The sequence below is a fragment of the Streptomyces sp. Tu 3180 genome, from assembly GCF_009852415.1.
Classification (GTDB): Bacteria; Actinomycetota; Actinomycetes; order Streptomycetales; family Streptomycetaceae; genus Streptomyces.
Window position 1 is genome coordinate 7206288 of record NZ_WOXS01000002.1, and the last position, 23015, is coordinate 7229302.

Consider the following 23015-nt stretch of genomic DNA (forward strand, 5'->3'; position numbering starts at 1 on the left):
CCGCCCCCTGCCTGCCTGCCGGGCATGGCAGGAAAGGTGGGGAACCCGTCATTGCGGCCATGACGCGGCCCCGCCGAGAATCGACCGCATGGCGCAGCGAACCGTGCTCGTCGTCCTCTTCGACGGCGTGCAGAGCCTCGATGTCACCGGCCCCGTGGAGGTCTTCGCGGGCGCCGAGACGCACACGCCGGGCACGTACCGGCTGTGCACCGCCTCCCTGGACGGCGCTCCCGTGCGCACCGGCAGCGGCCTGACCGTCGTACCGGACGGGGCCCTGGACGCCGCGCCCGACCCGCACACGCTCCTGGTCCCCGGGGGCCGGGGCACCCGCCGGCCCGATCCGGGACTGACCGACTGGCTGCGCCGGCACGGCCCGCGCGCCGAGCGCCTGGTCTCCGTCTGCACGGGAGCGGCCCTGCTCGCCGGGGCCGGGCTGCTGGACGGCCGCCGCGCCACCACGCACTGGGCCTACTGCGACACGCTGGCCCGCAACCACCCGGCCGTCGACGTCGACCCCGATCCCATCTACGTCCGCGACGGCCGCGTCGCCACGTCCGCCGGCGTCACCTCGGGCATCGACCTGGCGCTCGCCCTGGTCGAGGAGGACCTGGGCCGGGAGGCCGCCCTCACCGTCGCCCGGCACCTGGTGGTGTTCCTGCGCCGCCCCGGGAACCAGGCGCAGTTCAGCGCCCAGCTCGCCGCCCAGACCGCGCGGCGCGAGCCCTTGCGCGAGGTCCAGCAGTGGATCACCGAGCACCCCGACGCCGAGCTGACCGTCGAGGCGCTCGCGGCCCGCGCCGCCCTCTCCCCGCGCCACTTCGCCCGCGCCTTCCGCGCCGAGACCGGCACGACGCCGGGCCGCTACGTCGACCGGGTACGCCTCGAGCACGCCCGGCGCCTGCTGGAGGACACCGGTGACGGCGTCGAAGAGATCTCCCGCGCCAGCGGCTACGGCACCCCCGAGGCGATGCGGCGCGCCTTCGTCCGCGCCCTCGGCGCGTCACCGGCGGAGTACCGACGCCGCTTCCGGCCCGCTCCCACGCCCGCCCGCCCCTGAAAGGCCACCGATGCAGATCGCCGTCGTCCTCTTCGACCGCTTCACCGCCCTCGACGCCGTGGGCCCGTACGAGACCCTCGGCCGCCTCCCGGACGCGCGGACCGTCTTCGTCGCCGAGCGGACCGGACCCGTGCGCGCCGACACCGGTGCGCTCGCGCTCACCGCGGACCGGACCCTGGCCGAGGTGCAGAGCCCGGACATCGTCGTCGTCCCCGGCGGCCCCGGGCAGACGCCCCAGATGGAGAACGAGGCCCTGCTGGACTGGCTGCGCACCGCCGACGCCACCAGCACCTGGACGACGTCCGTGTGCACCGGCTCCCTGCTGCTCGCCGCCGCCGGGCTCCTCGAAGGGCGCCGTGCGACCTCGCACTGGCTGGCCCTGGACCAGCTGAGGCGGTTCGGCGCCGAACCGACGGGGGAGCGGGTCGTCACCGACGGCAAGTACATGACGGCGGCCGGCGTCTCGTCCGGCATCGACATGGGCCTCACCCTGCTCGGCCGGATCGCCGGGGACGAACACGCCCAGGCGGTCCAGCTCGCCACGGAGTACGACCCCCAGCCGCCCTACGACGCGGGATCGCCGGGGAAGGCGCCCGCGCATCTCGTGGAGAGGCTCCGGTCGGGGAGCCGCTTCATCCTGGAGCAGCCGCGGTCCACGTGAAGCGCGGCGGCCGGCGCTCCAGGAAGGCGGCGACCCCCTCCGCGGCGTCGCCGCTTCCGCGCGCCTGCTCCTCCCAGTGGGCGTCGCGGTCGGTGCGGCCGTCCGCGAACTCCTTCGCCGCGGCCTGCGTCAGCTGCGAGCGGGACGCCAGGATCCGGGTGAACTCCGCGACCCGCCCGTCCAGTTCGCCCCCGGGCAGCACCTCGTCCACCAGGCCGGCGCGCAGGGCCCGCTCGGCGTCGATCAACTCGCCCGAGAACAGCAGGTACTTGGCGGTCGCCGGTCCCACCAGCGACACCAGCCGCCGGGTGGAGGACGCCGGGTAGACGATCCCGAGCTTCGCCGGCGTCACGCCGAACCGCGCCCCCCGCTCCGCGAACCGCAGGTCGCAGGCCGCCGCCAGCTGCGCACCGCCGCCCACGCAGTGCCCCCGGACCGCCGCCACGGTCGGCTTGGGGAAGGCGGCGAGCGCCTCCTCCGCCGCGACGGCCAGCCGCTGGGCCCGGAGCGGTGACCCCTGGAGCGTGGAGATGTCGGCCCCCGCGCAGAACGTCCCGCCCTCGCCGGTGAGTACCAGCGCCCGCACCCCCGGGTCGGCCGCCAGCGCGTCGAGCAGCGGCGGCAGGGCGGCCCACATCGCGGCCGTCATGGCGTTGCGCTTCGCCGGATGACGGATGACGACCGTGGCGACCGAGTCGGCGACGCCGTGCAGCAGCTGGGGCTCCTCCATGCGCCGGATGCTATCCGCCCCGGTTGGAGCGCTGATCGGCGGGAGTCGGCTCGGCGCCGCACGGGCGGACGGCGGAGACTGGGGAGAGGGGGCACGGGAGCGAGGAGGCGCTCATGACCCGTTCCACCAAGCCCCACGGCGAGGCGGCGAAACTGAGCCGCGGCTTCGGCTGGCTCGCCGTGCTCGGAGTGATCCTGGTCCTCGCGGGGCTGGCCGGCCTCGTCCACACCGCCGTCGCCACCCTGACCACGATGCTGCTGTTCGGCTGGCTGCTGCTGATCGGCGGCGTGGTCGGGCTGCTGCACGCCGTCCAGGCCCGGCACACCAATTTCTTCTGGCTCGGCGTGGTCGTCGCGGCCCTGAACATCGCGGCCGGCGTGGTGGTCCTGAAGACCCCGGAGGCCTCGGCCGAGGCGCTGACCATGTTCGCCGCGCTGCTGTTCCTCACCGGAGGGGTGTTCCGGCTCGTGGGCAGCCTGGTGGTGCGCGGACCGCAGTTCGGCTGGACGCTCGTGCAGGGAGCCTTCGGACTGCTCCTCGGCATCCTGGTGCTGGCCTCCTGGCCGAGCAGCAGCCGGTACGTCATCGGTACGTTCTTCTCCCTCGCCCTGCTCTTCGACGGGCTCGGCCTGATCGCCACCGGCTACGGCGGACGCAGGATCGTCGGCATGGTCTCCGACCGGCTGGCCGGTGAGGAGGACGCACGCAGGACGCGGAGGGAGCGGCCGCACGGGACGGACCCGTCGGCCGCCGAACCCGTACAACCCGAATAGTTCGCCGACACGGCACACGGCGGACCGGAACAGTCCCGCAATCGACGGTGTCATACGCCAACGGTCAGAAGCGCTCGATATGCGCCCACTTGTGTTCAGCGCTTCGGTGCGGAGCGGATCCTTACCAACACTCGACGTGTGGCGACAATCGAGCGCGAGGGTGGCGACCGGACGATGGACGACCAGGGGCGCGGGCCCGGCCCACGCCCACAGGGCGCGGAAGGCCCCGTCGAGGCGGGGAGCGCGGGTCCGCTGCCGTACGAAGGCGTCTGGCGGTTCACCGCCCCGGCCGTCGACGTCTCGGTCCCGCAGGCCCGCCACGCCGTGCGGGACCTGCTGCTGCGCCAGGGGGTGCCGGTCGCGGACGACGTGCTGCAGGGGCTGCTGCTGATCGTCTCGGAGCTGGTCACCAACGCCGTGCGGCACGCGGCGCTGCTGTCCCCGGTGCTCGCCGTCGAGGTCGCCGTCGGCGCCGAGTGGATCCGGGTGTCCGTGGAGGACAACCACCCCTACCGCCCGACCGCCCTGGAGGCCGACCACGGCCGCACCGGCGGCCGGGGGCTGCTCCTGGTGTACGAGATCACCCGTGAGGCGGGCGGGGTGTGCGACGTCGAGCACACCGCGAGCGGCGGCAAGGTGATCTGGGCCGCCCTGCCGCTCAAACCCGCGCAGCTCTAGCCGGCGGCCGGTCCTGCGGTCACCAGCCGGCCGACGGCCCCGTCAGCTCCCGGACCGCCGGGCGGGCCGCGTCCAGGACGGTCATGAACCAGGACGAGAACGTGTCCTTCGCGTGCCGCCGCGCCAGCTCGGCCGGGGTCACGAACGCCGTCGACGCCACCTCCGCCGGGTCCGGCCGCAGCGAGGACTGCACCATGCCGACGAAGAGGTGGTTGTACTCCTGCTCCACCAGACCCGAGGCCGGGTCCGGGTGGTTGTAGCGGACCGTGCCGGCCTCGGCGAGCAGGGAGGGCGAGACCCCCAGCTCCTCGAACGTCCGCCGGGACGCCGCCGCGAACGGCGCCTCACCGGGATAGGGGTGACCGCAGCAGGTGTTGGACCACACACCGGGGGAGTGGTACTTGCCCAGCGCGCGCTGCTGGAGCAGCAGCCGCCCGAACTCGTCGAACAGGAAGACCGAGAACGCCCGGTGCAGCCGCCCCGGCGGCTGATGGGCGGCCAGCTTCTCCGCGGTGCCGATCGTCACACCGTCCTCGTCGACCAGTTCCAGCAAAATCGCCTCTGCGGTGCCGTCCGACGCGCCGTGCGTCGCGGTGGCAGGTGTGATCGGCATACCCATCCTTCACTCGGTCCTCGCGCCCCAAGTCTGCCGCACGAATCCGGCACTCCCGGCACTCCGCCGCACACCCGCATGTCCCGGGGACGGCGCGGGAGGCGGACGGCACCGGCCGGAGACCGGAAGGCGGGGCCCGGAAGCGTGACCCGGAAGGCGATCGTGCCCGCAGCGGCCGGAGGGGAACCGTCCGCACCGGGCGCCGTGGGCGCAGGGACGCCGCCGAGGGGGGCGGAAGGAGGCGTTTCCCGCCCGCCGGGCGCGCCCGCGCGCCCGGCCGGGACGCGTCAGTGGCAGAGCCGCGCCTCGTGCTCCGCGTGCCCGTGGGGCTCCAGCTGGAAGGTGCAGTGCTCCACGTCGAAGTGGTCGCCCAGACAGCCCTGCAGCTCGTGCAGCATCTTCTCGTGCCCGATGGCGTTCAGGACCTCGGAGCTGACGACCACGTGCGCGGAGAGCACCGGCATCCCCGAGGTGATCGTCCAGGCGTGCAGGTCGTGGACGTCCTCCACGCCGTCCGTGGCCAGGATGTGCGCCCGCACCCTGGCCATGTCGACGCCCTCGGGCGCCGCCTCCAGCAGCACGTCCAGGGTCTCGCGCAGCAGCTTCCAGGTGCGGGGCACGATCATCAGCGCGATCACCAGGGAGGCGACCGGGTCGGCGGCCGTCCAGCCGGTGGTCAGGATCACCAGCGCGGCCACGATCACCGCCACCGAGCCGAGCGCGTCCGCCGCCACCTCCAGGAAGGCGCCGCGCACGTTCAGGCTCTCCTTCTGCCCGCGCATCAGCAGCGTCAGCGACACCAGGTTGGCGACCAGACCGATCGCGCCGAACACCATCGTCAGGCCGCCCTCGGTGCCGGCCGGGGTGATGAACCGCTGGACCGCCTCGTACAGCACGTAACCGCCGACGCCGAGCAGCAGCAGGCAGTTGGCCAGCGCGGCCAGTATCTCCGCGCGGGCGTAGCCGAAGGTGCGGCGCTCGCTCGGCGGGCGGCTCGCGAAGTGGATCGCGAGCAGCGCCATACCCAGGCCCAGGGCGTCCGTCGCCATGTGGGCCGCGTCCGCGACCAGGGCGAGCGAGTCGGCCAGCACACCGCCGACGAGCTCGGTCACCATGACGCCGAGCGTGATCGCCAGCGCCACCCGCAGCCGGCCGCGGTACGCCGCGCTCGCGGTACCGCCGGCGGACGCGCCGTGCGCGTGCCCGTGATCGTGCCCAGCCCCCATGAAAGCCGCCCTTCCGTGATCTGTCCGGATCACAGTCAACTACGGGCCGGGGGTATCCGGCAACGCGGCACTGAACACCGTTGTCATGTGCCCTGACCTGCGCAAACGCCTCGCAGGTCAGGGCCGTGGGGACCCGGGGGCGGGTCAGTTGCCGCGGTGCGCCCGCCAGCCCCGCCAGGCCGAGTCGACCATCTCGTGCACCGAGCGCCGGGCGGTCCAGCCGAGGAGTTCGGCCGCCCGGGTGGCCGACGCCACCGCGCGGGGCGCGTCACCGGGGCGGCGGCCCTCGACCAGCGGGGCGCGGGTGTCACCGGTGACCTCGCCGATGACCGCGATCAGCTCGCGCACCGAGACGCCCTCGCCGCGGCCGATGTTCACCGTCAGGTCGCCGGCGGGGCCCCCGCCGGACAGCCGGCGGGCCGCCGCCAGGTGGGCGTCCGCCAGATCGGCCACGTGGATGTAGTCACGGATGCAGGTGCCGTCCGGGGTCGGGTAGTCGTCGCCGAAGATCCGCGGGGCCTCGTCCCGGGTGAGCCGGTCGAAGACCATCGGCACGATGTTGAAGACCCCGGTGTCGGCCAGCTCCGGCGACGCCGCCCCCGCCACGTTGAAGTAGCGCAGGCACACCGTGGCGATCCCGTGCGCGCGGCCCGCCGCCCGCACCAGCCACTCGCCGGCCAGCTTGGTCTCGCCGTACGGGTTCACCGGGGAGCAGGGCGTGTCCTCCGTGATGAGGTCCACACCGGGGTCGCCGTACACGGCCGCGGAGGAGGAGAACACGAAGCGTTCGATCCCGGCCTCCGCGACGGCGTCCAGGAGCGTCGCGAGACCGCCGACGTTCTCCCGGTAGTACCGGGTCGGCTGCGCCACGGACTCGGCGACCTGCTTGCGCGCGGCGAGGTGCACGACCCCCGTCACCCCGTGCTCCGCGAGGACCCGCTTGAGCAGGTCGCCGTCCAGCGACGAGCCCCTGACCAGCGGGACGTCGGCGGGAAGCCGCGCGGGCACCCCGGCCGAGAGGTCGTCCAGCGCGACGACGCGCTCCCCGGCATCGGCCATGGCCCGCGCCACGTGTGCCCCGATGTAACCGGCTCCGCCGGTGATCAGCCATGTCATGGTCGCCCACCCTATGCCGAGCGGGCCGGGCGGCCCGCAATGTCCCGCATGGGCCCCGGTGTCCCTTCTGGCGGCACGGTTTGTGGGGCGGGCCCCGCATCCCCGATGATGATCGCGGCAGCGGTGTGGGCGAACCGCGTCGATCCAGCCGTCGAACGGGCGGTGAACACGCGCTTCCGGGCATCCGATAGCCTCTGCCGACATGCCGCCCGGAGGTCACCGCACGGGCGCCCCACCATGTACATGACCGACGTGGACGCGTCGGCACCCAGGGAGTGAGTTCGGTTGTCGACCGCCATCCTCACCGGTCAGCCGGTCCCCGGTTCGTCGCTCGAGGGCGATCTGCGCTCCCTCGGGTTCGACGTGCGGACCGCGTCCGGCACCGCCGAGGCCGAGGCCCTGCTCGCCGCGGTGCCGGCGGGGGAACGGGTCGCGGTGGTCGACGCCCGGTTCGTGGGCCATCTGCACGCGCTGCGCCTCGGCCTCACCGACCCCCGCTTCGAGCTCGCCGCGATCCCGGGCGCCGTCACCGCCCGCCCGGCCGGCCGGGCGGCCCTGGCCCGCGCCCTGGCCCGCGAGGACTCCGCGGCCGGCGGCCGGACCGCCGAGACCGCCGGTGACGGCCCGGCGGCCGGCGGCACCACCCTCGTCGACGGCCTCGCCGACCGCATCGCCGGCGCCCTGGACACCGACGGCGCCGACGTGCACCGGCCCGAGCTCGGCCGCCTCGTCGCCACCGTCCCCGGCGACCCGCAGGCCCGCAACGAGGCCCGCCGGGCCGTCGCCGCCGTCGACGACGAGGCCGTCCGCCTGAAGTCGGCGGTCAAGGCCCGCGACGGCTTCTTCACCACCTACTTCATCAGCCCGTACTCCCGCTACATCGCCCGCTGGTGCGCCCGCCGGGGCCTCACCCCCAACCAGGTCACCACCGCCTCGCTGCTCACCGCGCTCATAGCGGCCGGCTGCGCCGCCACCGGAACCCGCGGCGGCTTCGTGGCCGCCGGCGTGCTGCTCATCGCCTCCTTCGTGCTGGACTGCACCGACGGCCAGCTCGCCCGCTACTCCCTGCAGTACTCGACCCTCGGCGCCTGGCTCGACGCCACCTTCGACCGCGCCAAGGAGTACGCCTACTACGCGGGCCTCGCCCTCGGCGCGGCCCGCGGCGGTGACGACGTGTGGGCCCTCGCCCTCGGCGCGATGGTCCTGCAGACCTGCCGGCACGTGGTCGACTTCTCGTTCAACGAGGCCAACCACGACGCCACCGCCAACACCAGCCCCACCGCCGCCCTCTCCGACCGGCTCGACAGCGTCGGCTGGACGGTCTGGGTGCGCCGCATGATCGTCCTGCCGATCGGCGAACGCTGGGCCATGATCGCCGTCCTCACGGCCGTCACCACCCCCCGGATCACCTTCTACGCCCTGCTGGCCGGCTGCGCCCTCGCGGCCACGTACACCACGGCGGGCCGCGTCCTGCGCTCGCTGACCCGCAGGGCCCGCCGCACCGACCGGGCGGCCCGCGCGCTCGCCGACCTCGCCGACTCCGGCCCGCTCGCCGAGGCCCTCGCCGGTCCGCTGGGGGCCCCCGCACGCCGGCTGCCCGGCGTCGCCGCCCCCGCCGTCGCGCTGCTCGGCGGCCTGGCCGTCGTCGCCACGGCCGTGTCCACCGGCTTCGGCGGCCCGTGGACGGCCGTCGCCGCCTGCGCCTACGTCCTGACCTCAGCCCTGGCCGTCGCCCGCCCCCTCAAGGGCGCCCTCGACTGGCTCGTCCCCCCCTTCCTGCGCGCCGCCGAGTACGGCACCGTCCTGGCACTGGCGGCCGACGCGGACGTGAACGGAGCGCTTCCCGCGGCCTACGGGCTGGTGTCCGCGGTCGCCTACCATCACTACGACACGGTCTACCGCATCCGCGGCAACGCCGGCGCGCCCCCGCACTGGCTGGTGCGGGCGATCGGGGGGCACGAGGGCCGCGTCCTGGCGGTCGCCGTCCTGGCGGCCCTGCTCACCGCCCCGCAGTTCACGGTCGCGCTCACGGTGCTCGCCGTGGCCGTGGCCCTGCTGGTGCTCGCCGAGAGCATCCGCTTCTGGGTGTCCGCCCACCGGGTCGGGGCACCTGCCGTACACGATGAAGGAGAACCCGCATGATCGGCCTCGTGCTGGCGGCCGGCGCCGGACGGCGTCTTCGCCCCTACACCGACAGCCTTCCCAAGGCGCTGGTGCCGGTGGGGCCCGCGGGCATAGACGGCGAACCGACGGTTCTCGACCTCACCCTCGGCAACTTCGCCGAGATCGGCCTGACCGAGGCCGCGATCATCGTCGGCTACCGCAAGGAGGCCGTGTACGAGCGCAAGGCGGCCCTGGAGAAGAAGTACGGTCTCCGGCTCACCCTCATCGACAACGACAAGGCCGAGGAGTGGAACAACGCCTACTCCCTGTGGTGCGGCCGTGGCGCCCTCGCGGACGGCGTGATCCTCGCCAACGGCGACACCGTCCACCCGGTCTCCGTCGAGAAGACGCTGCTCGCCGCCCGCGGTGACGGCAGGAGGATCATCCTCGCCCTCGACACCGTGAAGCCGCTGGCGGACGAGGAGATGAAGGTCGTCGTCGACCCCGACAGGGGCATGACGAAGATCACCAAGCTGATGGACCCCGCCGAGGCCACCGGCGAGTACATCGGCGTCACCCTCATCGAGGGCGACGCGGCCCCCGAGCTCGCCGACGCGCTGAGGACGGTCTGGGAGACCGACCCGCAGCAGTTCTACGAGCACGGCTACCAGGAGCTCGTGAACCGAGGCTTCCGGATCGACGTGGCGCCGATCGGCGACGTCAAGTGGGTGGAGATCGACAACCACGACGACCTCGCCCGCGGACGGGAGATCGCGTGCCAGTACTGACCCGGCTCATCCCCTCCCCGCTCGTCGTCGACATCCGCCCCGGCGCCCTCGACGACCTGGGCTGCGTCCTCGCCGACGAGCGCATCTCGCACTCCGGCAGGCTGGCCATCGCGGTCAGCGGCGGATCGGGCGCCCGCCTGCGCGAGCGCATCGCACCGAGTCTGCCCGGCGCCACCTGGTACGAGGTCGGCGGCGGCACCATCGACGACGCGGTCCGGCTGGCGGGCGCCATAAAGGCCGGCCACTACGACGCGGTCGTCGGCCTCGGCGGCGGCAAGATCATCGACTGCGCCAAGTTCGCGGCGGCCCGCGTCGGCCTCCCGCTGGTCGCGGTCGCCACCAACCTCGCGCACGACGGCCTGTGCTCGCCGGTCGCCACGCTCGACAACGACGCGGGCCGCGGCTCGTACGGTGTGCCGAACCCGATCGCGGTCGTCATCGACCTGAACGTGATCCGTGAGGCACCCATCCGTTTCGTGCGCTCCGGCATCGGCGACGCCATCTCCAACATCTCCGCGGTCGCCGACTGGGAGCTCGCCCACCGGGTCAAGGGCGAGAAGGTCGACGGCCTCGCCGCGGCCATGGCCCGGCAGGCGGGCGAGGCGGTGCTGCGGCACCCGGGCGGTGTCGGCGACGACGCCTTCCTGCAGGTCCTGGCCGAGGCACTGGTCCTCACCGGCATCGCCATGTCGGTCTCCGGCGACTCGCGGCCGTCCTCCGGGGCCTGCCACGAGATCAACCACGCCTTCGACCTGCTCTTCCCCAGACGCGCCGCCGCCCACGGCGAGCAGTGCGGACTGGGCGCGGCCTTCGCGATGTACCTGCGGGGGGCGCACGAGGAGTCCGCGTACATGGCCGAGGTACTGCGCCGGCACGGGCTGCCGGTGCTGCCTCAGGAGATCGGATTCACGCCGGACGAGTTCGTCCGGGCCGTCGAGTTCGCCCCGGAGACCCGGCCCGGCCGCTACACGATCCTCGAGCATCTCGACCTGAAGACCGAACAGATCAAGGACGTCTACGCCGACTATGTCAAGGCCATCGGTAGCTGAACTCCGTCCGGTCGTGCACCCCCCGGGGGTCAAGGACCGGCGAAGCGGTGAGCACTGGATGGGCCGCCTCTACATGCGAGAGGTGTCCCTGCGGGTGGACCGCTACCTGGTGAACACCAGGGTCACGCCCAACCAGCTCACGTACCTGATGACCGTCTTCGGCGTCCTCGCGGCCCCGGCGCTGCTGGTGCCGGGGATCACGGGGGCCGTCCTCGGCGTGGTCATGGTCCAGCTGTACCTCCTGCTGGACTGCGTCGACGGCGAGATCGCGCGCTGGAAGAAGCAGTACTCGCTCGGCGGCGTCTACCTCGACCGGGTCGGCGCCTACCTGTGCGACGCCGCCGTCCTGGTCGGGCTGGGCCTGCGCGCCGCCGACCTGTGGGGCACCGGGCGCGTCGACTGGCTCTGGGCCTTCCTCGGCACCCTGGCCGCGCTCGGCGCGATCCTGGTCAAGGCCGAGACCGACCTCGTCGGCGTCGCCCGCCACCAGGGCGGCCTGCCGCCCGTCAAGGAGGCCGCGTCCGAGCCGCGCTCCTCCGGCATGGCGCTGGCCCGCCGGGCGGCCGCCGCGCTCAAGTTCCACCGGCTGATCCTCGGCATCGAGGCGTCCCTGCTGATCCTGGTCCTCGCGATCGCGGACGCGGTCCGCGACGACCTGTTCTTCACCCGGCTCGGCACCGCCGTCCTCGCCGGCATCGCCCTGCTGCAGACCCTGCTGCACCTGGTGTCCATCCTCGCCTCCAGCAGGCTGAAGTGAGCGCCCGCATGAAGGTCGGTGCGGTGATCATCACCATGGGCAACCGCCCCGACGAGCTGCGCGCCCTGCTCGACTCGGTCGCCAAGCAGGACGGCGACCCGGTCGAGGTCGTCGTGGTCGGCAACGGCTCGCCCGTCCCGGACGTCCCCGAAGGCGTGCGGACGATCGAGCTGCCGGAGAACCTCGGCATCCCCGGCGGCCGCAACGTCGGCATCGAGGCCTTCGGCCCCGGCGGCCGGGACGTCGACGTCCTGCTGTTCCTCGACGACGACGGACTGCTGGCGCACCACGACACCGCCGAGCTGTGCCGCGAGGCCTTCGCGGCCGATCCGAGGCTCGGCATCATCAGCTTCCGCATAGCCGACCCGGAGACCGGCGTCACCCAGCGCCGTCACGTACCCCGGCTGCGCGCCTCCGACCCGATGCGCTCCTCCCGCGTGACCACCTTCCTCGGCGGCGCCAACGCCGTGCGCACCCGGGTCTTCGCCGAGGTCGGCGGACTGCCGGACGAGTTCTTCTACGCCCACGAGGAGACCGACCTGGCCTGGCGGGCGCTCGACGCGGGCTGGATGATCGACTACCGGTCCGACATGGTGCTGTACCACCCGACCACCGCCCCCTCGCGGCACGCGGTCTACCACCGCATGGTCGCCCGCAACCGCGTCTGGCTGGCCCGCCGCAACCTCCCCGCGCTCCTGGTCCCGGTCTACCTGGGCGTCTGGATGCTCCTCACTCTCCTGCGCCGCCCCTCGCGTCCCGCCCTGAAGGCGTGGTTCGGCGGATTCCGGGAGGGCTGGGCCACCTCCTGCGGATCCCGCCGGCCCATGAAGTGGCGTACGGTGTGGCGGCTGACCCGACTGGGCCGGCCCCCCGTCATCTGACAAGCTCGTATCCGGGAACATCGGGGCCGTACCCAGGCTCCCCGGCTCATGCCAGGCCCGCACAGGCCGCGCATCACGAAGACGAAAGTTTTCCACCAGTGAGTGAGACAACGCACGACGGCACGGTCGCGGTGAGCGCGCCCGTGCCGCCCGACGAGGGCCTCACGGCGGAACGGCTCGCCGCCAAGTACGGGCTGTCCGTCAGCGGTGCCCGGCCGTCGCTGGCCGAGTACGTCCGTCAGCTGTGGGGGCGGCGGCACTTCATCGTCGCCTTCTCGCAGGCGAAGCTGACCGCCCAGTACAGCCAGGCCAAGCTCGGGCAGCTGTGGCAGGTGGCGACGCCGCTGCTGAACGCGGCCGTGTACTTCTTCATCTTCGGTCTGCTGCTGGGCGCCAACCGGGGCATCCCGGGCGACGTCTACGTGCCGTTCCTGGTGACGGGCGTGTTCGTGTTCACCTTCACGCAGAGCTCGGTCCTGGCCGGGGTGCGGGCGATCTCCGGGAACCTGGGGCTGGTGCGGGCGCTGCACTTCCCGCGGGCCTCGCTGCCGGTCTCCTTCGCGCTGCAGCAGCTGCAGCAGCTGCTGTTCTCGATGCTGGTGCTGGTCGTGGTGGTGCTGGCGTTCGGCAGTCCGCCGGCCCTGTCGTGGCTGCTGGTGGTGCCCGCGCTGCTGCTGCAGTTCGTGTTCAACACCGGGCTGGCGCTGATCTTCGCGCGGATGGGCAGCCGGACGCCGGACCTGGCGCAGCTGATGCCGTTCGTGCTGCGCACCTGGATGTACGCCTCGGGCGTGATGTTCAGCATCCCGGCGATGCTCGCGGACAAGGACGTGCCCGGCTGGCTGGCGGACGTGCTGCAGTGGAACCCGGCCGCGGTCTACATGGACCTGGTCCGGTTCGCGATGATCGACGACTACGGCTCCTCGTACCTGCCCCCGCACGTGTGGGCGTTCGCGGCGGGCTGGGCGGTACTGGCCGGCACGGTCGGCTTCGTCTACTTCTGGAAGGCTGAGGAGAGGTACGGCCGTGGCTGACGAGACGACGGGCGCACGCGTCCCCACCGTCATCGCGGACGACCTGCACATCGTCTACCGCGTCAACGGTGCCAAGACCGGCAAGGGATCCGCCACGGCGGCGCTCAGCCGCATCCTGAGGCGGGGCAAGGACGACGAGGCGCGGGGCGTGCGCAAGGTGCACGCCGTGCGCGGGGTCTCCTTCGTCGCCTACCGGGGCGAGGCCATCGGCCTGATCGGCTCCAACGGCTCCGGCAAGTCGACCCTGCTGCGGGCCATCGCCGGCCTGCTGCCCGCGGAGAAGGGCAAGGTCTACACCGACGGCCAGCCCTCCCTGCTCGGCGTCAACGCCGCCCTGATGAACGACCTGACGGGTGAACGGAACGTCATACTGGGCGGGCTCGCGATGGGCATGTCCCGCGAGGAGATCAAGGCCCGCTACCAGGAGATCGTCGACTTCTCCGGGATCAACGAGAAGGGCGACTTCATCACCCTGCCGATGCGCACCTACTCCTCCGGCATGGCGGCCCGGCTGCGCTTCTCCATCGCCGCCGCCAAGGACCACGACGTCCTGATGATCGACGAGGCGCTGGCCACCGGCGACCGCAAGTTCCAGAAGCGCTCCGAGGCGCGCATCCGCGAGCTGCGCAAGGAGGCCGGGACGGTGTTCCTGGTCAGCCACAACAACAAGTCGATCCGCGACACCTGCGACCGCGTCCTGTGGCTGGAGCGCGGTGAGCTGCGCATGGACGGGCCGACCGACGAGGTGCTCAAGGAGTACGAGAAGTTCACCGGGAAGTAGCCCGATGCGGCCAGGGCCCCGCCGGAACTGCTCCGGTGGGGCCCGGCGTCTGCGAAGGAGGGGCCAACTCCCGTGCGGGCGAGGAATCTTGACGCCGATCGGTGTGTTGTTGTGATGTGCCGGACCCCCGGCGGAACACGCCGCGTTGTACAACGTAAGCTGTACCGGTCCCGAAAGGCGGCAATCAGGGCCATAATGCCCGACACCATCCAGCGAGGCCGCCGGGCGGGAGCCCGGGCGGGCGTGTCCGAAATAGTGTGCATTGGGTTGGCAGTGTAGAACGGGAGATGTGACGGCAATGGCTACGGAGACTCCCCGGCTGAGCGCAGCATGTGCCGTCCCCGCCCAGGGCAGCCCGCGGTGACGTCCACCGGCACGGCGCGCGCCGTCGATCCCGAGCGCGCCACGCTCGACAAGGCCGCCACCGAGAACTTCCCCGTGGCCCCCTTCTTCCTGCCCAGGCCCTGGCGCGACGACCTCATGGCCGTGTACGGCTTCGCCCGTCTGGTCGATGACATCGGCGACGGCGACCTGGCCCCCGGCGGCGGCGACGCCCGCCTCCTCGGCGTCCGCGCCGAGGAGGCCGAGGACCGGCTGGTGCTGCTGGACGCCTTCGAGGCCGATCTGCGCCGCGTGTTCGACGCGTCCGCCCCCGGGCCGCGCCATCCGCTGCTGCGTAGGCTCCGGCCGGCGGTCCGCCGCCGCGCGCTGACCCCCGAGCCCTTCCTCGCCCTGATCGCCGCCAACCGCCAGGACCAGCTGGTCAAGCGGTACGAGACCTACGACGACCTGCTCGCCTACTGCGAGCTGTCGGCCAACCCCGTCGGCCGCCTCGTCCTCGCCGTCACCGGCACCTCGACGCCCGAGCGCGTCCGCCGCTCCGACGCGATCTGCACGGCCCTGCAGATCGTCGAGCACCTCCAGGACGTCGCCGAGGACCTCGGCCGCGACCGCATCTACCTGCCCGCCGCGGACATGAAGCGCTTTCACGTCCAGGAGGCGGACCTCGCCGCGGACACCGCCGGCGCATCGGTGCGCGCACTGGTCGCGTACCAGGCCCAACGCGCCGGGGAGCTGCTGGATGAAGGCGCCCCCCTGGTGGGTAGCGTCCACGGCAGACTGAGGCTGCTGCTCGCGGGGTTCGTGGCTGGGGGGAGAGCGGCCGTCCACGCGATCGCCGCCGCCGGATACGACGTACTTCCCGGCCCGCCCAAGCCCGGCAAGCTCCGGCTGCTGCGCGAGGCGGGCACGACTCTGCGAGGAGAGGGGTGATCCGGGCCGTGGAGTCGGAACCGCACGCATCCGCACCGGTACTCGCCGCCTACCGTTACTGCGAGGCCGTCACCGGACACCAGGCCCGCAACTTCGCCTACGGCATCCGGCTGCTGCCGACGCCCAAGCGGCGCGCGATGTCGGCGCTGTACGCCTTCTCCCGGCGCGTCGACGACATCGGCGACGGCGCGCTGGCGGACGACGTCAAGGTCACCCGGCTGGAGGACACCCGGGCGCTGCTCGCCCGGATCCGCGCCGGCGCGGTCGACGAGGACGACACCGACCCGGTCGCGGTCGCCCTGGCCCACGCCGCCGACCACTTCCCGATCCCGCTCGGCGGCCTGGACGAACTCATCGACGGCGTCCAGATGGACCTGCGCGGCGAGACCTACGAGACCTGGGACGACCTGAAGGTCTACTGCCGCTGTGTCGCGGGCGCCATCGGACGGCTCTCGCTCGGCGTGTTCGGCACGGAGCGGGGCGCGCGCGGCGCCGAGCGCGCACCCGAGTACGCCGACACCCTCGGCCTCGCGCTCCAGCTCACCAACATCCTCCGGGACGTCCGCGAGGACGCCGAGGGCGGGCGCACCTACCTGCCCGCCGACGACCTCGCCAAGTTCGGCTGCTCGGCCGGGTTCGGCGGACCGACCCCACCGGAGGGCTCCGACTTCGCGGGCCTCGTGCACTTCGAAGTGCGCCGGGCCCGCGCCCTCTTCGCCGAGGGCTACCGGCTGCTCCCCCTGCTCGACCGGCGCAGCGGCGCCTGCGTCGCCGCCATGGCCGGCATCTACCGCCGGCTGCTCGACCGCATCGAGCGCGACCCCGGGGCCGTGCTGCGCGGCCGGGTCTCCCTGCCCGGACGCGAGAAGGCGTACGTCGCGGTGCGCGGCCTGTCCGGACTGGACACCCGGCACGTGACCCGGCGGACCGTCAGGAGGCGCACCTGATGGACACACCACTCCCAGGCGGTGCCCCCGGCGAGAAGCGGCGGGCAACCCTCCGCCACGACGCCGCGTCCCAGACGGAGACGGCCGGCCGTGCACCGCTCCGGCACGGCGGCCGGGCAGGGGAGGGCGCACGATGACCCACGGCACACGATCCGAGGGGCCGCCCGCGGGCGGCCCGGTACATGCCGGGAGGCACGCCGTCGTGGTCGGCGGCGGGCTCGCCGGCGTCACCGCCGCGCTCGCGCTCGCCGACGCCGGGGTGCGCGTCACCCTGCTCGAGGGCCGGCCCCGCCTCGGCGGACTCGCCTTCTCCTTCCGGCGCGGCGACCTGACCGTCGACAACGGCCAGCACGTCTACCTGCGCTGCTGCACCGCCTACCGCTGGTTCCTCGACCGGATCGGCGGGGCGGCGCTGGCACCGCTGCAGGACCGTCTCGACGTGCCCGTCGTCGACGTCACGCGTCCCGAGGGACGGCGGCTCGGCCGGCTGCGGCGCGACGCGCTGCCCGTGCCCCTGCACCTCGGGCGCAGCCTCGCCGCGTATCCGCACCTCTCGCTCGCCGACCGCGCCAGGGTGGGCCGGGCCGCGCTCGCGCTGAAGGGGCTCGACCTCGCCGATCCGGCCCTGGACACCCAGGACTTCGGCAGCTGGCTGACCGCGCACGGCCAGTCGGCGCGCGCCGTCGAGGCCCTGTGGGACCTGGTCGGGGTCGCCACCCTCAACGCGGTCGCGGGCGACGCCTCCCTGTCGCTCGCCGCCATGGTGTTCAAGACCGGTCTGCTGTCCGACCCGGGCGCGGCCGACATCGGCTGGGCGCACGTGCCCCTGGGCGAACTGCACGACCGGCTCGCCCGCGCGGCGCTCGACTCCGCGGGCGTGCGCACCGAGGTCCGCACACGGGTCACCTCCGTCTTCGCGAACGGCGACGGAGGGTGGAGCGTCCGGGCCGCCGGCGAGACCCTCGACGCGGACGCGGTCGTCCTCGCCGTACCGCAGGGCGAGGCGTACGGACTGCTGCCCGCGGGCGCGCTGGACGCCCCCGAGCGGCTGCTCGGCATCGGCACCGCGCCGATCCTCAACGTCCACGTCGTCTACGACCGCAAGGTCCTCGCGCGGCCCTTCCTCGCGGCCCTCGGCACCCCCGTGCAGTGGGTCTTCGACCGCACCGAGGCGTCCGGGCTGAAGGAGGGCCAGTACCTGGCGCTGTCCCAGTCGGTCGCCCAGGACGAGATCGACGAGCCCGTGGCCGCGCTGCGCGAGTGCTACCTGCCCGAACTCCACCGGCTGCTGCCGCGCACCCGCGGCGCCCGCGTGAAGGACTTCTTCGTCACCCGGGAACGCGCCGCCACGTTCGTTCCCGCTCCCGGCGTCGGACGGCTCAGGCCCGGCGCCCGCACCAAGGCACCCGGCCTGTACCTGGCCGGCGCGTGGACCGCCACGGGGTGGCCCGCGACCATGGAGAGTGCGGTCCGCAGCGGCGTCGGCGCGGCGGACGCCGCGCTGGGCGCCCTGGGCCGGCCCCGCCCCCGCCACCTCTTCGCGATCGAGGAGGCGGCGTGACGCTCCACCAGCACGGCGCGGCAGACCTCCGCACCCCCGGTAAAGCAACAAGAGGAGAGACTGTGCCCACTGTGCCCCCGGCCTCGCAGGCCGCTCGAAGGACCGCGGCGGACGTGTCCGCGCTCCTGGAGCGCGGCCGGACCCTGGCCACGCCGGTACTGCGGGCGGCCGTCGACCGTCTGGCGCCTCCCATGGACACGGTCGCCGCCTACCACTTCGGCTGGATCGACGCCGAGGGCCGTCCCGCGGACGGCGACGGCGGCAAGGCCGTGCGTCCCGCGCTCGCGGTGCTGTCCGCCGAGGTCACCGGGGCCGCGCCGGAGACCGGTGTCCCCGGCGCGGTCGCCGTCGAACTGGTCCACAACTTCTCGCTGCTGCACGACGACCTGATGGACGGCGACGAACAGCGCCGGCACCGCGACACGGTCTGGAAGGTGCACGGTCCCGCCCAGGCCATCCTGGTCGGCGACGCCCTGTTCGCGCTGGCCAACGAGGTGCTGCTGGAACTCGGCACCGTCGAGGCGGGCCGCGCCACCCGCCGGCTGACCACCGCGAGCCGCGCGCTCATCGACGGCCAGGCGCAGGACATCTCCTACGAGCACCGCGACCGCGTCAGCGTCGAGGAGTGCCTGGAGATGGAGGGCAACAAGACCGGCGCCCTGCTCGCCTGCGCCAGCTCCATCGGCGCGGTGCTCGGCGGTGCGGACGAGCGCACCGCCGACAGCCTGGAGAGGTACGGCTACCACCTCGGCCTCGCCTTCCAGGCCGTCGACGACCTCCTCGGCATCTGGGGCGACCCGGAGGCCACCGGCAAGCAGACCTGGAGCGACCTGCGCCAGCGCAAGAAGTCCCTCCCGGTCGTGGCCGCGCTCGCGGCGGGCGGCGACGCCTCCGTGCGGCTCGGCGAGATCCTCGCCGCCGACGCCAAGAGCAGCGACTTCGCGAACTTCTCCGAGGAGGAGTTCGCGGCCCGCGCGGCCCTCATCGAGGAGGCGGGCGGCCGCGAGTGGACCGCCGAAGAGGCACGCCGTCAGCACACCATCGCCATCGAAGCCCTCGACGCCGTCGACATGCCCGACCGGGTGCGGGAACAGTTCACGGCGCTCGCGGACTTCGTCGTCGTACGAAAGAGATGATCACTATCGGTCGAATAGCCCTCGCGTAGTCGCCGGCCGGTGTTGCGGGGAGAACGGCACCGGCCGACGGCGGACCCACAGCAGACGCACGACTTGCAGGACTGCACGAAGGGGAAGCCATGACAGCGACGACCGACGGAAGCACCGGGGCGGCCCTGCCGCCCCGCGTGACCGCGGCCAGCGAAGAAGACACCGACATCCCCGAGGCGGCCGGGGTTCCCGACATCGCCGCCCGCGCCATGCGGCGCGCCACCGACTTCCTGCTGTCCCGGCAGGACGACGAGGGCTGGTGGAAGGGCGACCTCGAGACCAACGTCACGATGGACGCCGAGGACCTGCTGCTGCGTCAGTTCCTCGGCATCCTCGACGAGGGGACCACCCGCGCCGCCGCCCTGTTCATCCGCGGGGAGCAGCGCGCGGACGGCACCTGGGCCACCTTCCACGGCGGACCCGGGGAACTCTCCACCACCATCGAGGCGTACGTCGCACTGCGTCTGGCGGGCGACCCGCCCGACGCCCCGCACATGGCGAGGGCCTCCGCCTGGGTCCGCGAGCGGGGCGGCGTCGCCGCCTCCCGGGTCTTCACCCGGATCTGGCTGGCCCTGTTCGGCTGGTGGAAGTGGGAGGACCTGCCCGAGCTCCCGCCCGAGCTGATCTGGTTCCCGTCCTGGATGCCGCTCAACATCTACGACTTCGGCTGCTGGGCCCGGCAGACCATCGTCCCGCTGACGATCGTCTCCGCCAAGCGCCCGGTGCGCCCCGCCCCGTTCCCGCTCGACGAACTGCACACCGACCCCGCCCGCCCCGCCCCGCCCCGGCCCCTCGCCCCGGCGGCCAGCTGGGACGGGGCCTTCCAGCGGCTGGACAAGGCCCTGCACGTCCTGCGCAGGGCCGTCCCGCGCCGGCTGCGCGAGGCGGCCATGAACACCGCCGCCCGCTGGATCGTCGAGCGCCAGGAGAACGACGGCTGCTGGGGCGGCATCCAGCCCCCGGCCGTGTACTCGATCATCGCGCTCCACCTGCTCGGCTACGACCTGAACCACCCCGTGATGCGCGCCGGGCTGGAGTCGCTGGACCGGTTCGCCGTGTGGCGCGAGGACGGGGCCCGGATGATCGAGGCCTGCCAGTCCCCGGTGTGGGACACCTGCCTCGCCACCATCGCGCTGGCCGACGCGGGCCTGCCCGCCGACCACCCGCAACTGGTCAAGGCGGCCGACTGGATGCTGGGCGAGCAGATCGTGCGGCCCGGTGACTGGTCCGTGCGCAGACCCCACCTGCCGCCGGGGGGCTGGGCGTTCGAGTTCCACAACGACAACTACCCCGACATCGACGACACCGCCGAGGTGGTCCTCGCGCTGCGCCGGGTCAAGCACCACGATCCCGAGCGGGTGGACAACGCCATCGGTCGCGGGGTGCGCTGGAACCTCGGCATGCAGTCGAGGAACGGCGCCTGGGGCGCCTTCGACGTGGACAACACCAGCCCCTTCCCCAACCGGCTGCCGTTCTGCGACTTCGGTGAGGTCGTCGACCCGCCGTCCGCCGACGTCACCGCGCACGTCGTGGAGATGCTCGCCGTCGAGGGCCTCGCCCACGACCCGCGCACCCGGCGCGGCATCCGGTGGCTGCTCGCCGAGCAGGAGCCGGACGGCTCCTGGTTCGGACGCTGGGGCGTCAACTACCTCTACGGCACCGGCTCCGTCGTCCCCGCGCTGGTCGCCGCCGGGATCCCCGGCTCGCACCCGGCGATCCGGCGGGCCGTGGCCTGGCTGGAGTCGGTCCAGAACGACGACGGCGGCTGGGGCGAGGACCTGCGCTCCTACCGGGACGTCAGGCAGTGGAGCGGCCGGGGCGCCTCGACCGCCTCGCAGACGGCATGGGCGCTGATGGCGCTGCTGGCGGCGGGGGAGAGGGAGTCCCGGGCCGTCGAACGCGGCATCGAGTGGCTGGCCGCCACCCAGCGCGAGGACGGCTCCTGGGACGAGCCGTACTTCACCGGCACCGGTTTCCCCTGGGACTTCTCCATCAACTACCACCTCTACCGGCAGGTCTTCCCGCTCACCGCGCTCGGCCGGTACGTGAACGGGGAGCCCTTCGCCAAGAAGCCCCTGGCGGCGAAGACCGGCATCCTGCGGGAGGACGCCGGCCAGGAGCAGTCCCTCGCCGAGGCGAAGGGCAGCTGATGGGCGCCCGGCCCGCTCCGGCTCCGCTGCTGATCGCCTGTGCGCTCGGCATCGAGCAGTTCGCCCTGCGCTCCGGCGAGCGCGGCGGCGCGGGCGGGCCCGTCACGGTCCTGCGCACGGGCATGGGGCCGGCGGCGGCCGAGCGCTCCGTCACCCGGGTGCTCGCCGACCCGGCCCTGCGCGGGGCGGCCGTCCTGGCCACGGGCTTCTGCGCGGGGCTCGCCCCCGGCATGCACCCCGGCGACCTGGTCGTCGCCGAGGAGACCCGGGACCCGCGCGGCGGTGTGCCGTGCACCGGGACCGACCTGCTGGTGAAGGAGCTGGTGCGGACGGTGCCCGGCCGCACCGTCCACACCGGTCCGCTCACCGGATCCGACCACGTCGTGCGCGGTCAGGAACGGTCCGATCTGCTCGCGACCGGTGCGATCGCGGTCGACATGGAGTCGGCGGCCACGCTGCTGAGTGCCGTCCGTGTGGGTGAGCGCCCGGTTGCGGCCGTCCGGGTGGTCGTGGACGCTCCGGAACACGAGCTGGTCCGGATCGGCACGGTGCGCGGTGGAATATCGGCTTTCCGTGTTCTTCGTTCCGTACTTCCGGCTTTCTATGAATGGCACCGTTCCTCGCTGCTCCCCAGGAGGTGAGCCAGATGGCCATGCCGCTGCGCCAGTCCATCAAGGTCGCTACATACTTGGCCGAACAGAAGCTCCGCCGGCGGGACAAGTTTCCGCTCATCGTCGAGCTGGAACCGCTCTTCGCCTGCAACCTCAAGTGCGAGGGCTGCGGGAAGATCCAGCACCCGGCCGGGGTGCTCAAGCAGCGCATGCCGGTGGCCCAGGCCGTGGGCGCGGTCCTGGAGTCGGGTGCCCCGATGGTGTCGATCGCCGGCGGCGAACCGCTGATGCACCCGCAGATCGACGAGATCGTGCGGCAGCTGGTGGCCAGGAGGAAGTACGTCTTCCTGTGCACCAACGCCGTGCTGCTGCGCAAGAAGATGGACAGGTTCACCCCCTCCCGGTACTTCGCGTTCGCCGTGCACATCGACGGGCTGCGGGAACGGCACGACGAGTCCGTCGCGAAGGAGGGGGTGTTCGACGAGGCCGTGGAGGCCATCAAGGAGGCCAAGCGGCGCGGCTTCCGGGTCACCACCAACTCGACCTTCTTCAACACCGACACCCCGCAGACCGTCGTCGAGGTGCTCGACTTCCTCAACGACGACCTCGAGGTCGACGAGATGATGATCTCGCCCGCCTACGCCTACGAGAAGGCCCCCGACCAGGAGCACTTCCTGGGCGTGGAGCAGACCCGCGAGCTGTTCAGGAAGGCCTTCGCGGGCGGCAACCGGCGCCGCTGGCGGCTGAACCACTCCCCGCTGTTCCTGGACTTCCTCGAGGGCAGGGTCGACTTCCCGTGCACCGCGTGGGCGATCCCGAACTACTCCCTCTTCGGCTGGCAGCGCCCCTGCTACCTGATGAGCGACGGGTACGTGCCGACCTACCGGGAGCTGATCGAGGAGACCGACTGGGACCGGTACGGGCGCGGCAAGGACCCGCGCTGCGCCAACTGCATGGCGCACTGCGGCTACGAGCCCACCGCCGTCCTCGCCACCATGGGGTCCCTGAAGGAGTCGCTGCGCGCCCTGCGCGAGACCGTCTCCGGGAACCGGGGGTGAGGC

At 73.1% G+C, this 23015-nt stretch carries 22 protein-coding genes; 18 read left to right on the plus strand and 4 right to left on the minus strand.

Annotation, left to right across the window (positions count from 1 at the left end):
* The first annotated feature begins 88 nt into the window (after window positions 1-88).
* Both GL259_RS32825 and GL259_RS32830 read left to right on the plus strand, forming a co-directional pair.
* Window positions 89-1057: a GlxA family transcriptional regulator gene (locus GL259_RS32825; RefSeq protein WP_159536896.1), complete on the plus strand. Its 969-nt coding sequence runs from the start codon at window positions 89-91 to the stop codon at window positions 1055-1057.
* A 10-nt stretch (window positions 1058-1067) separates the two neighbouring features.
* Window positions 1068-1718, plus strand: a complete 651-nt coding sequence (locus GL259_RS32830; protein ID WP_159536897.1) for a DJ-1/PfpI family protein — start codon at window positions 1068-1070, stop codon at window positions 1716-1718.
* Here the strand turns inward: GL259_RS32830 and GL259_RS32835 are convergent.
* The gene (locus tag GL259_RS32835) at window positions 1690-2448 is read right to left on the minus strand and encodes an enoyl-CoA hydratase/isomerase family protein (protein ID WP_159536898.1); all 759 of its coding nucleotides are present in this window, start codon (window positions 2446-2448) and stop codon (window positions 1690-1692) included. The genes GL259_RS32830 and GL259_RS32835 overlap by 29 nt on opposite strands.
* A gap of 113 nt (window positions 2449-2561) precedes the next feature.
* Here GL259_RS32835 and GL259_RS32840 point away from each other — a divergent pair, with 113 nt between their 5' ends.
* Window positions 2562-3221, plus strand: coding sequence for an HdeD family acid-resistance protein (locus GL259_RS32840; protein ID WP_159536899.1), 660 nt, complete (start codon window positions 2562-2564; stop codon window positions 3219-3221).
* A 174-nt stretch (window positions 3222-3395) separates the two neighbouring features.
* A complete protein-coding gene (locus GL259_RS32845; protein WP_159539173.1) occupies window positions 3396-3899 on the plus strand; it encodes an ATP-binding protein in 504 nt (167 codons plus the stop codon).
* A gap of 19 nt (window positions 3900-3918) precedes the next feature.
* Here the strand turns inward: GL259_RS32845 and idi are convergent, their stop codons facing one another.
* From idi to galE, 3 genes are all read right to left on the minus strand, one after another.
* The gene (gene idi / locus GL259_RS32850) at window positions 3919-4512 is read right to left on the minus strand and encodes an isopentenyl-diphosphate Delta-isomerase (protein WP_159536900.1); all 594 of its coding nucleotides are present in this window, start codon (window positions 4510-4512) and stop codon (window positions 3919-3921) included.
* Between the two features lie 287 nt (window positions 4513-4799).
* Window positions 4800-5738, minus strand: coding sequence for a cation diffusion facilitator family transporter (locus GL259_RS32855; RefSeq protein ID WP_159536901.1), 939 nt, complete (start codon window positions 5736-5738; stop codon window positions 4800-4802).
* 144 nt (window positions 5739-5882) lie between these two features.
* On the minus strand, window positions 5883-6854 hold the full coding sequence (galE, locus tag GL259_RS32860) for a UDP-glucose 4-epimerase GalE (RefSeq protein WP_159536902.1): 972 nt from the start codon (window positions 6852-6854) through the stop codon (window positions 5883-5885).
* Window positions 6855-7139: 285 nt separating this feature from the next.
* Here galE and GL259_RS32865 point away from each other — a divergent pair, with 285 nt between their 5' ends.
* The 14 genes from GL259_RS32865 (at window position 7140) to hpnH (ending at window position 23012) form a co-directional block, all read left to right on the plus strand.
* The gene (locus GL259_RS32865; protein ID WP_159536903.1) at window positions 7140-8996 is read left to right on the plus strand and encodes a DUF5941 domain-containing protein; all 1857 of its coding nucleotides are present in this window, start codon (window positions 7140-7142) and stop codon (window positions 8994-8996) included.
* The gene (locus tag GL259_RS32870) at window positions 8993-9745 is read left to right on the plus strand and encodes a phosphocholine cytidylyltransferase family protein (protein ID WP_159536904.1); all 753 of its coding nucleotides are present in this window, start codon (window positions 8993-8995) and stop codon (window positions 9743-9745) included. Before GL259_RS32865 ends, GL259_RS32870 begins: the two co-directional genes overlap by 4 nt.
* On the plus strand, window positions 9733-10794 hold the full coding sequence (locus GL259_RS32875; RefSeq protein ID WP_159536905.1) for an iron-containing alcohol dehydrogenase family protein: 1062 nt from the start codon (window positions 9733-9735) through the stop codon (window positions 10792-10794). Before GL259_RS32870 ends, GL259_RS32875 begins: the two co-directional genes overlap by 13 nt.
* A complete protein-coding gene (locus tag GL259_RS32880) occupies window positions 10772-11551 on the plus strand; it encodes a CDP-alcohol phosphatidyltransferase family protein (RefSeq protein ID WP_166461587.1) in 780 nt (259 codons plus the stop codon). The genes GL259_RS32875 and GL259_RS32880 overlap by 23 nt, the downstream gene beginning before the upstream one ends.
* Before the next feature lie 8 nt (window positions 11552-11559).
* On the plus strand, window positions 11560-12432 hold the full coding sequence (locus GL259_RS32885) for a glycosyltransferase (RefSeq protein ID WP_208026548.1): 873 nt from the start codon (window positions 11560-11562) through the stop codon (window positions 12430-12432).
* Between the two features lie 98 nt (window positions 12433-12530).
* Window positions 12531-13466, plus strand: a complete 936-nt coding sequence (locus GL259_RS32890; protein WP_159536908.1) for an ABC transporter permease — start codon at window positions 12531-12533, stop codon at window positions 13464-13466.
* Complete coding sequence (locus GL259_RS32895) at window positions 13459-14247, plus strand: ABC transporter ATP-binding protein (protein ID WP_159536909.1); 789 nt, start codon at window positions 13459-13461, stop codon at window positions 14245-14247. Before GL259_RS32890 ends, GL259_RS32895 begins: the two co-directional genes overlap by 8 nt.
* A 360-nt stretch (window positions 14248-14607) precedes the next feature.
* Complete coding sequence (gene hpnC / locus GL259_RS32900) at window positions 14608-15519, plus strand: squalene synthase HpnC (protein WP_159536910.1); 912 nt, start codon at window positions 14608-14610, stop codon at window positions 15517-15519.
* A complete protein-coding gene (gene hpnD / locus GL259_RS32905; RefSeq protein ID WP_166461588.1) occupies window positions 15516-16466 on the plus strand; it encodes a presqualene diphosphate synthase HpnD in 951 nt (316 codons plus the stop codon). The genes hpnC and hpnD overlap by 4 nt, the downstream gene beginning before the upstream one ends.
* 133 nt (window positions 16467-16599) lie before the next feature.
* On the plus strand, window positions 16600-18027 hold the full coding sequence (gene hpnE, locus GL259_RS32910) for a hydroxysqualene dehydroxylase HpnE (protein WP_159536912.1): 1428 nt from the start codon (window positions 16600-16602) through the stop codon (window positions 18025-18027).
* Between the two features lie 71 nt (window positions 18028-18098).
* Complete coding sequence (locus GL259_RS32915) at window positions 18099-19163, plus strand: polyprenyl synthetase family protein (RefSeq protein WP_159539174.1); 1065 nt, start codon at window positions 18099-18101, stop codon at window positions 19161-19163.
* Between the two features lie 119 nt (window positions 19164-19282).
* A complete protein-coding gene (shc, locus tag GL259_RS32920) occupies window positions 19283-21343 on the plus strand; it encodes a squalene--hopene cyclase (RefSeq protein ID WP_159536913.1) in 2061 nt (686 codons plus the stop codon).
* On the plus strand, window positions 21343-21984 hold the full coding sequence (locus tag GL259_RS32925) for a 1-hydroxy-2-methyl-2-butenyl 4-diphosphate reductase (RefSeq protein ID WP_159536914.1): 642 nt from the start codon (window positions 21343-21345) through the stop codon (window positions 21982-21984). The genes shc and GL259_RS32925 overlap by 1 nt, the downstream gene beginning before the upstream one ends.
* A 5-nt stretch (window positions 21985-21989) precedes the next feature.
* Window positions 21990-23012, plus strand: coding sequence for an adenosyl-hopene transferase HpnH (gene hpnH, locus GL259_RS32930; protein WP_159536915.1), 1023 nt, complete (start codon window positions 21990-21992; stop codon window positions 23010-23012).
* The last annotated feature ends 3 nt before the right edge of the window (window positions 23013-23015 follow it).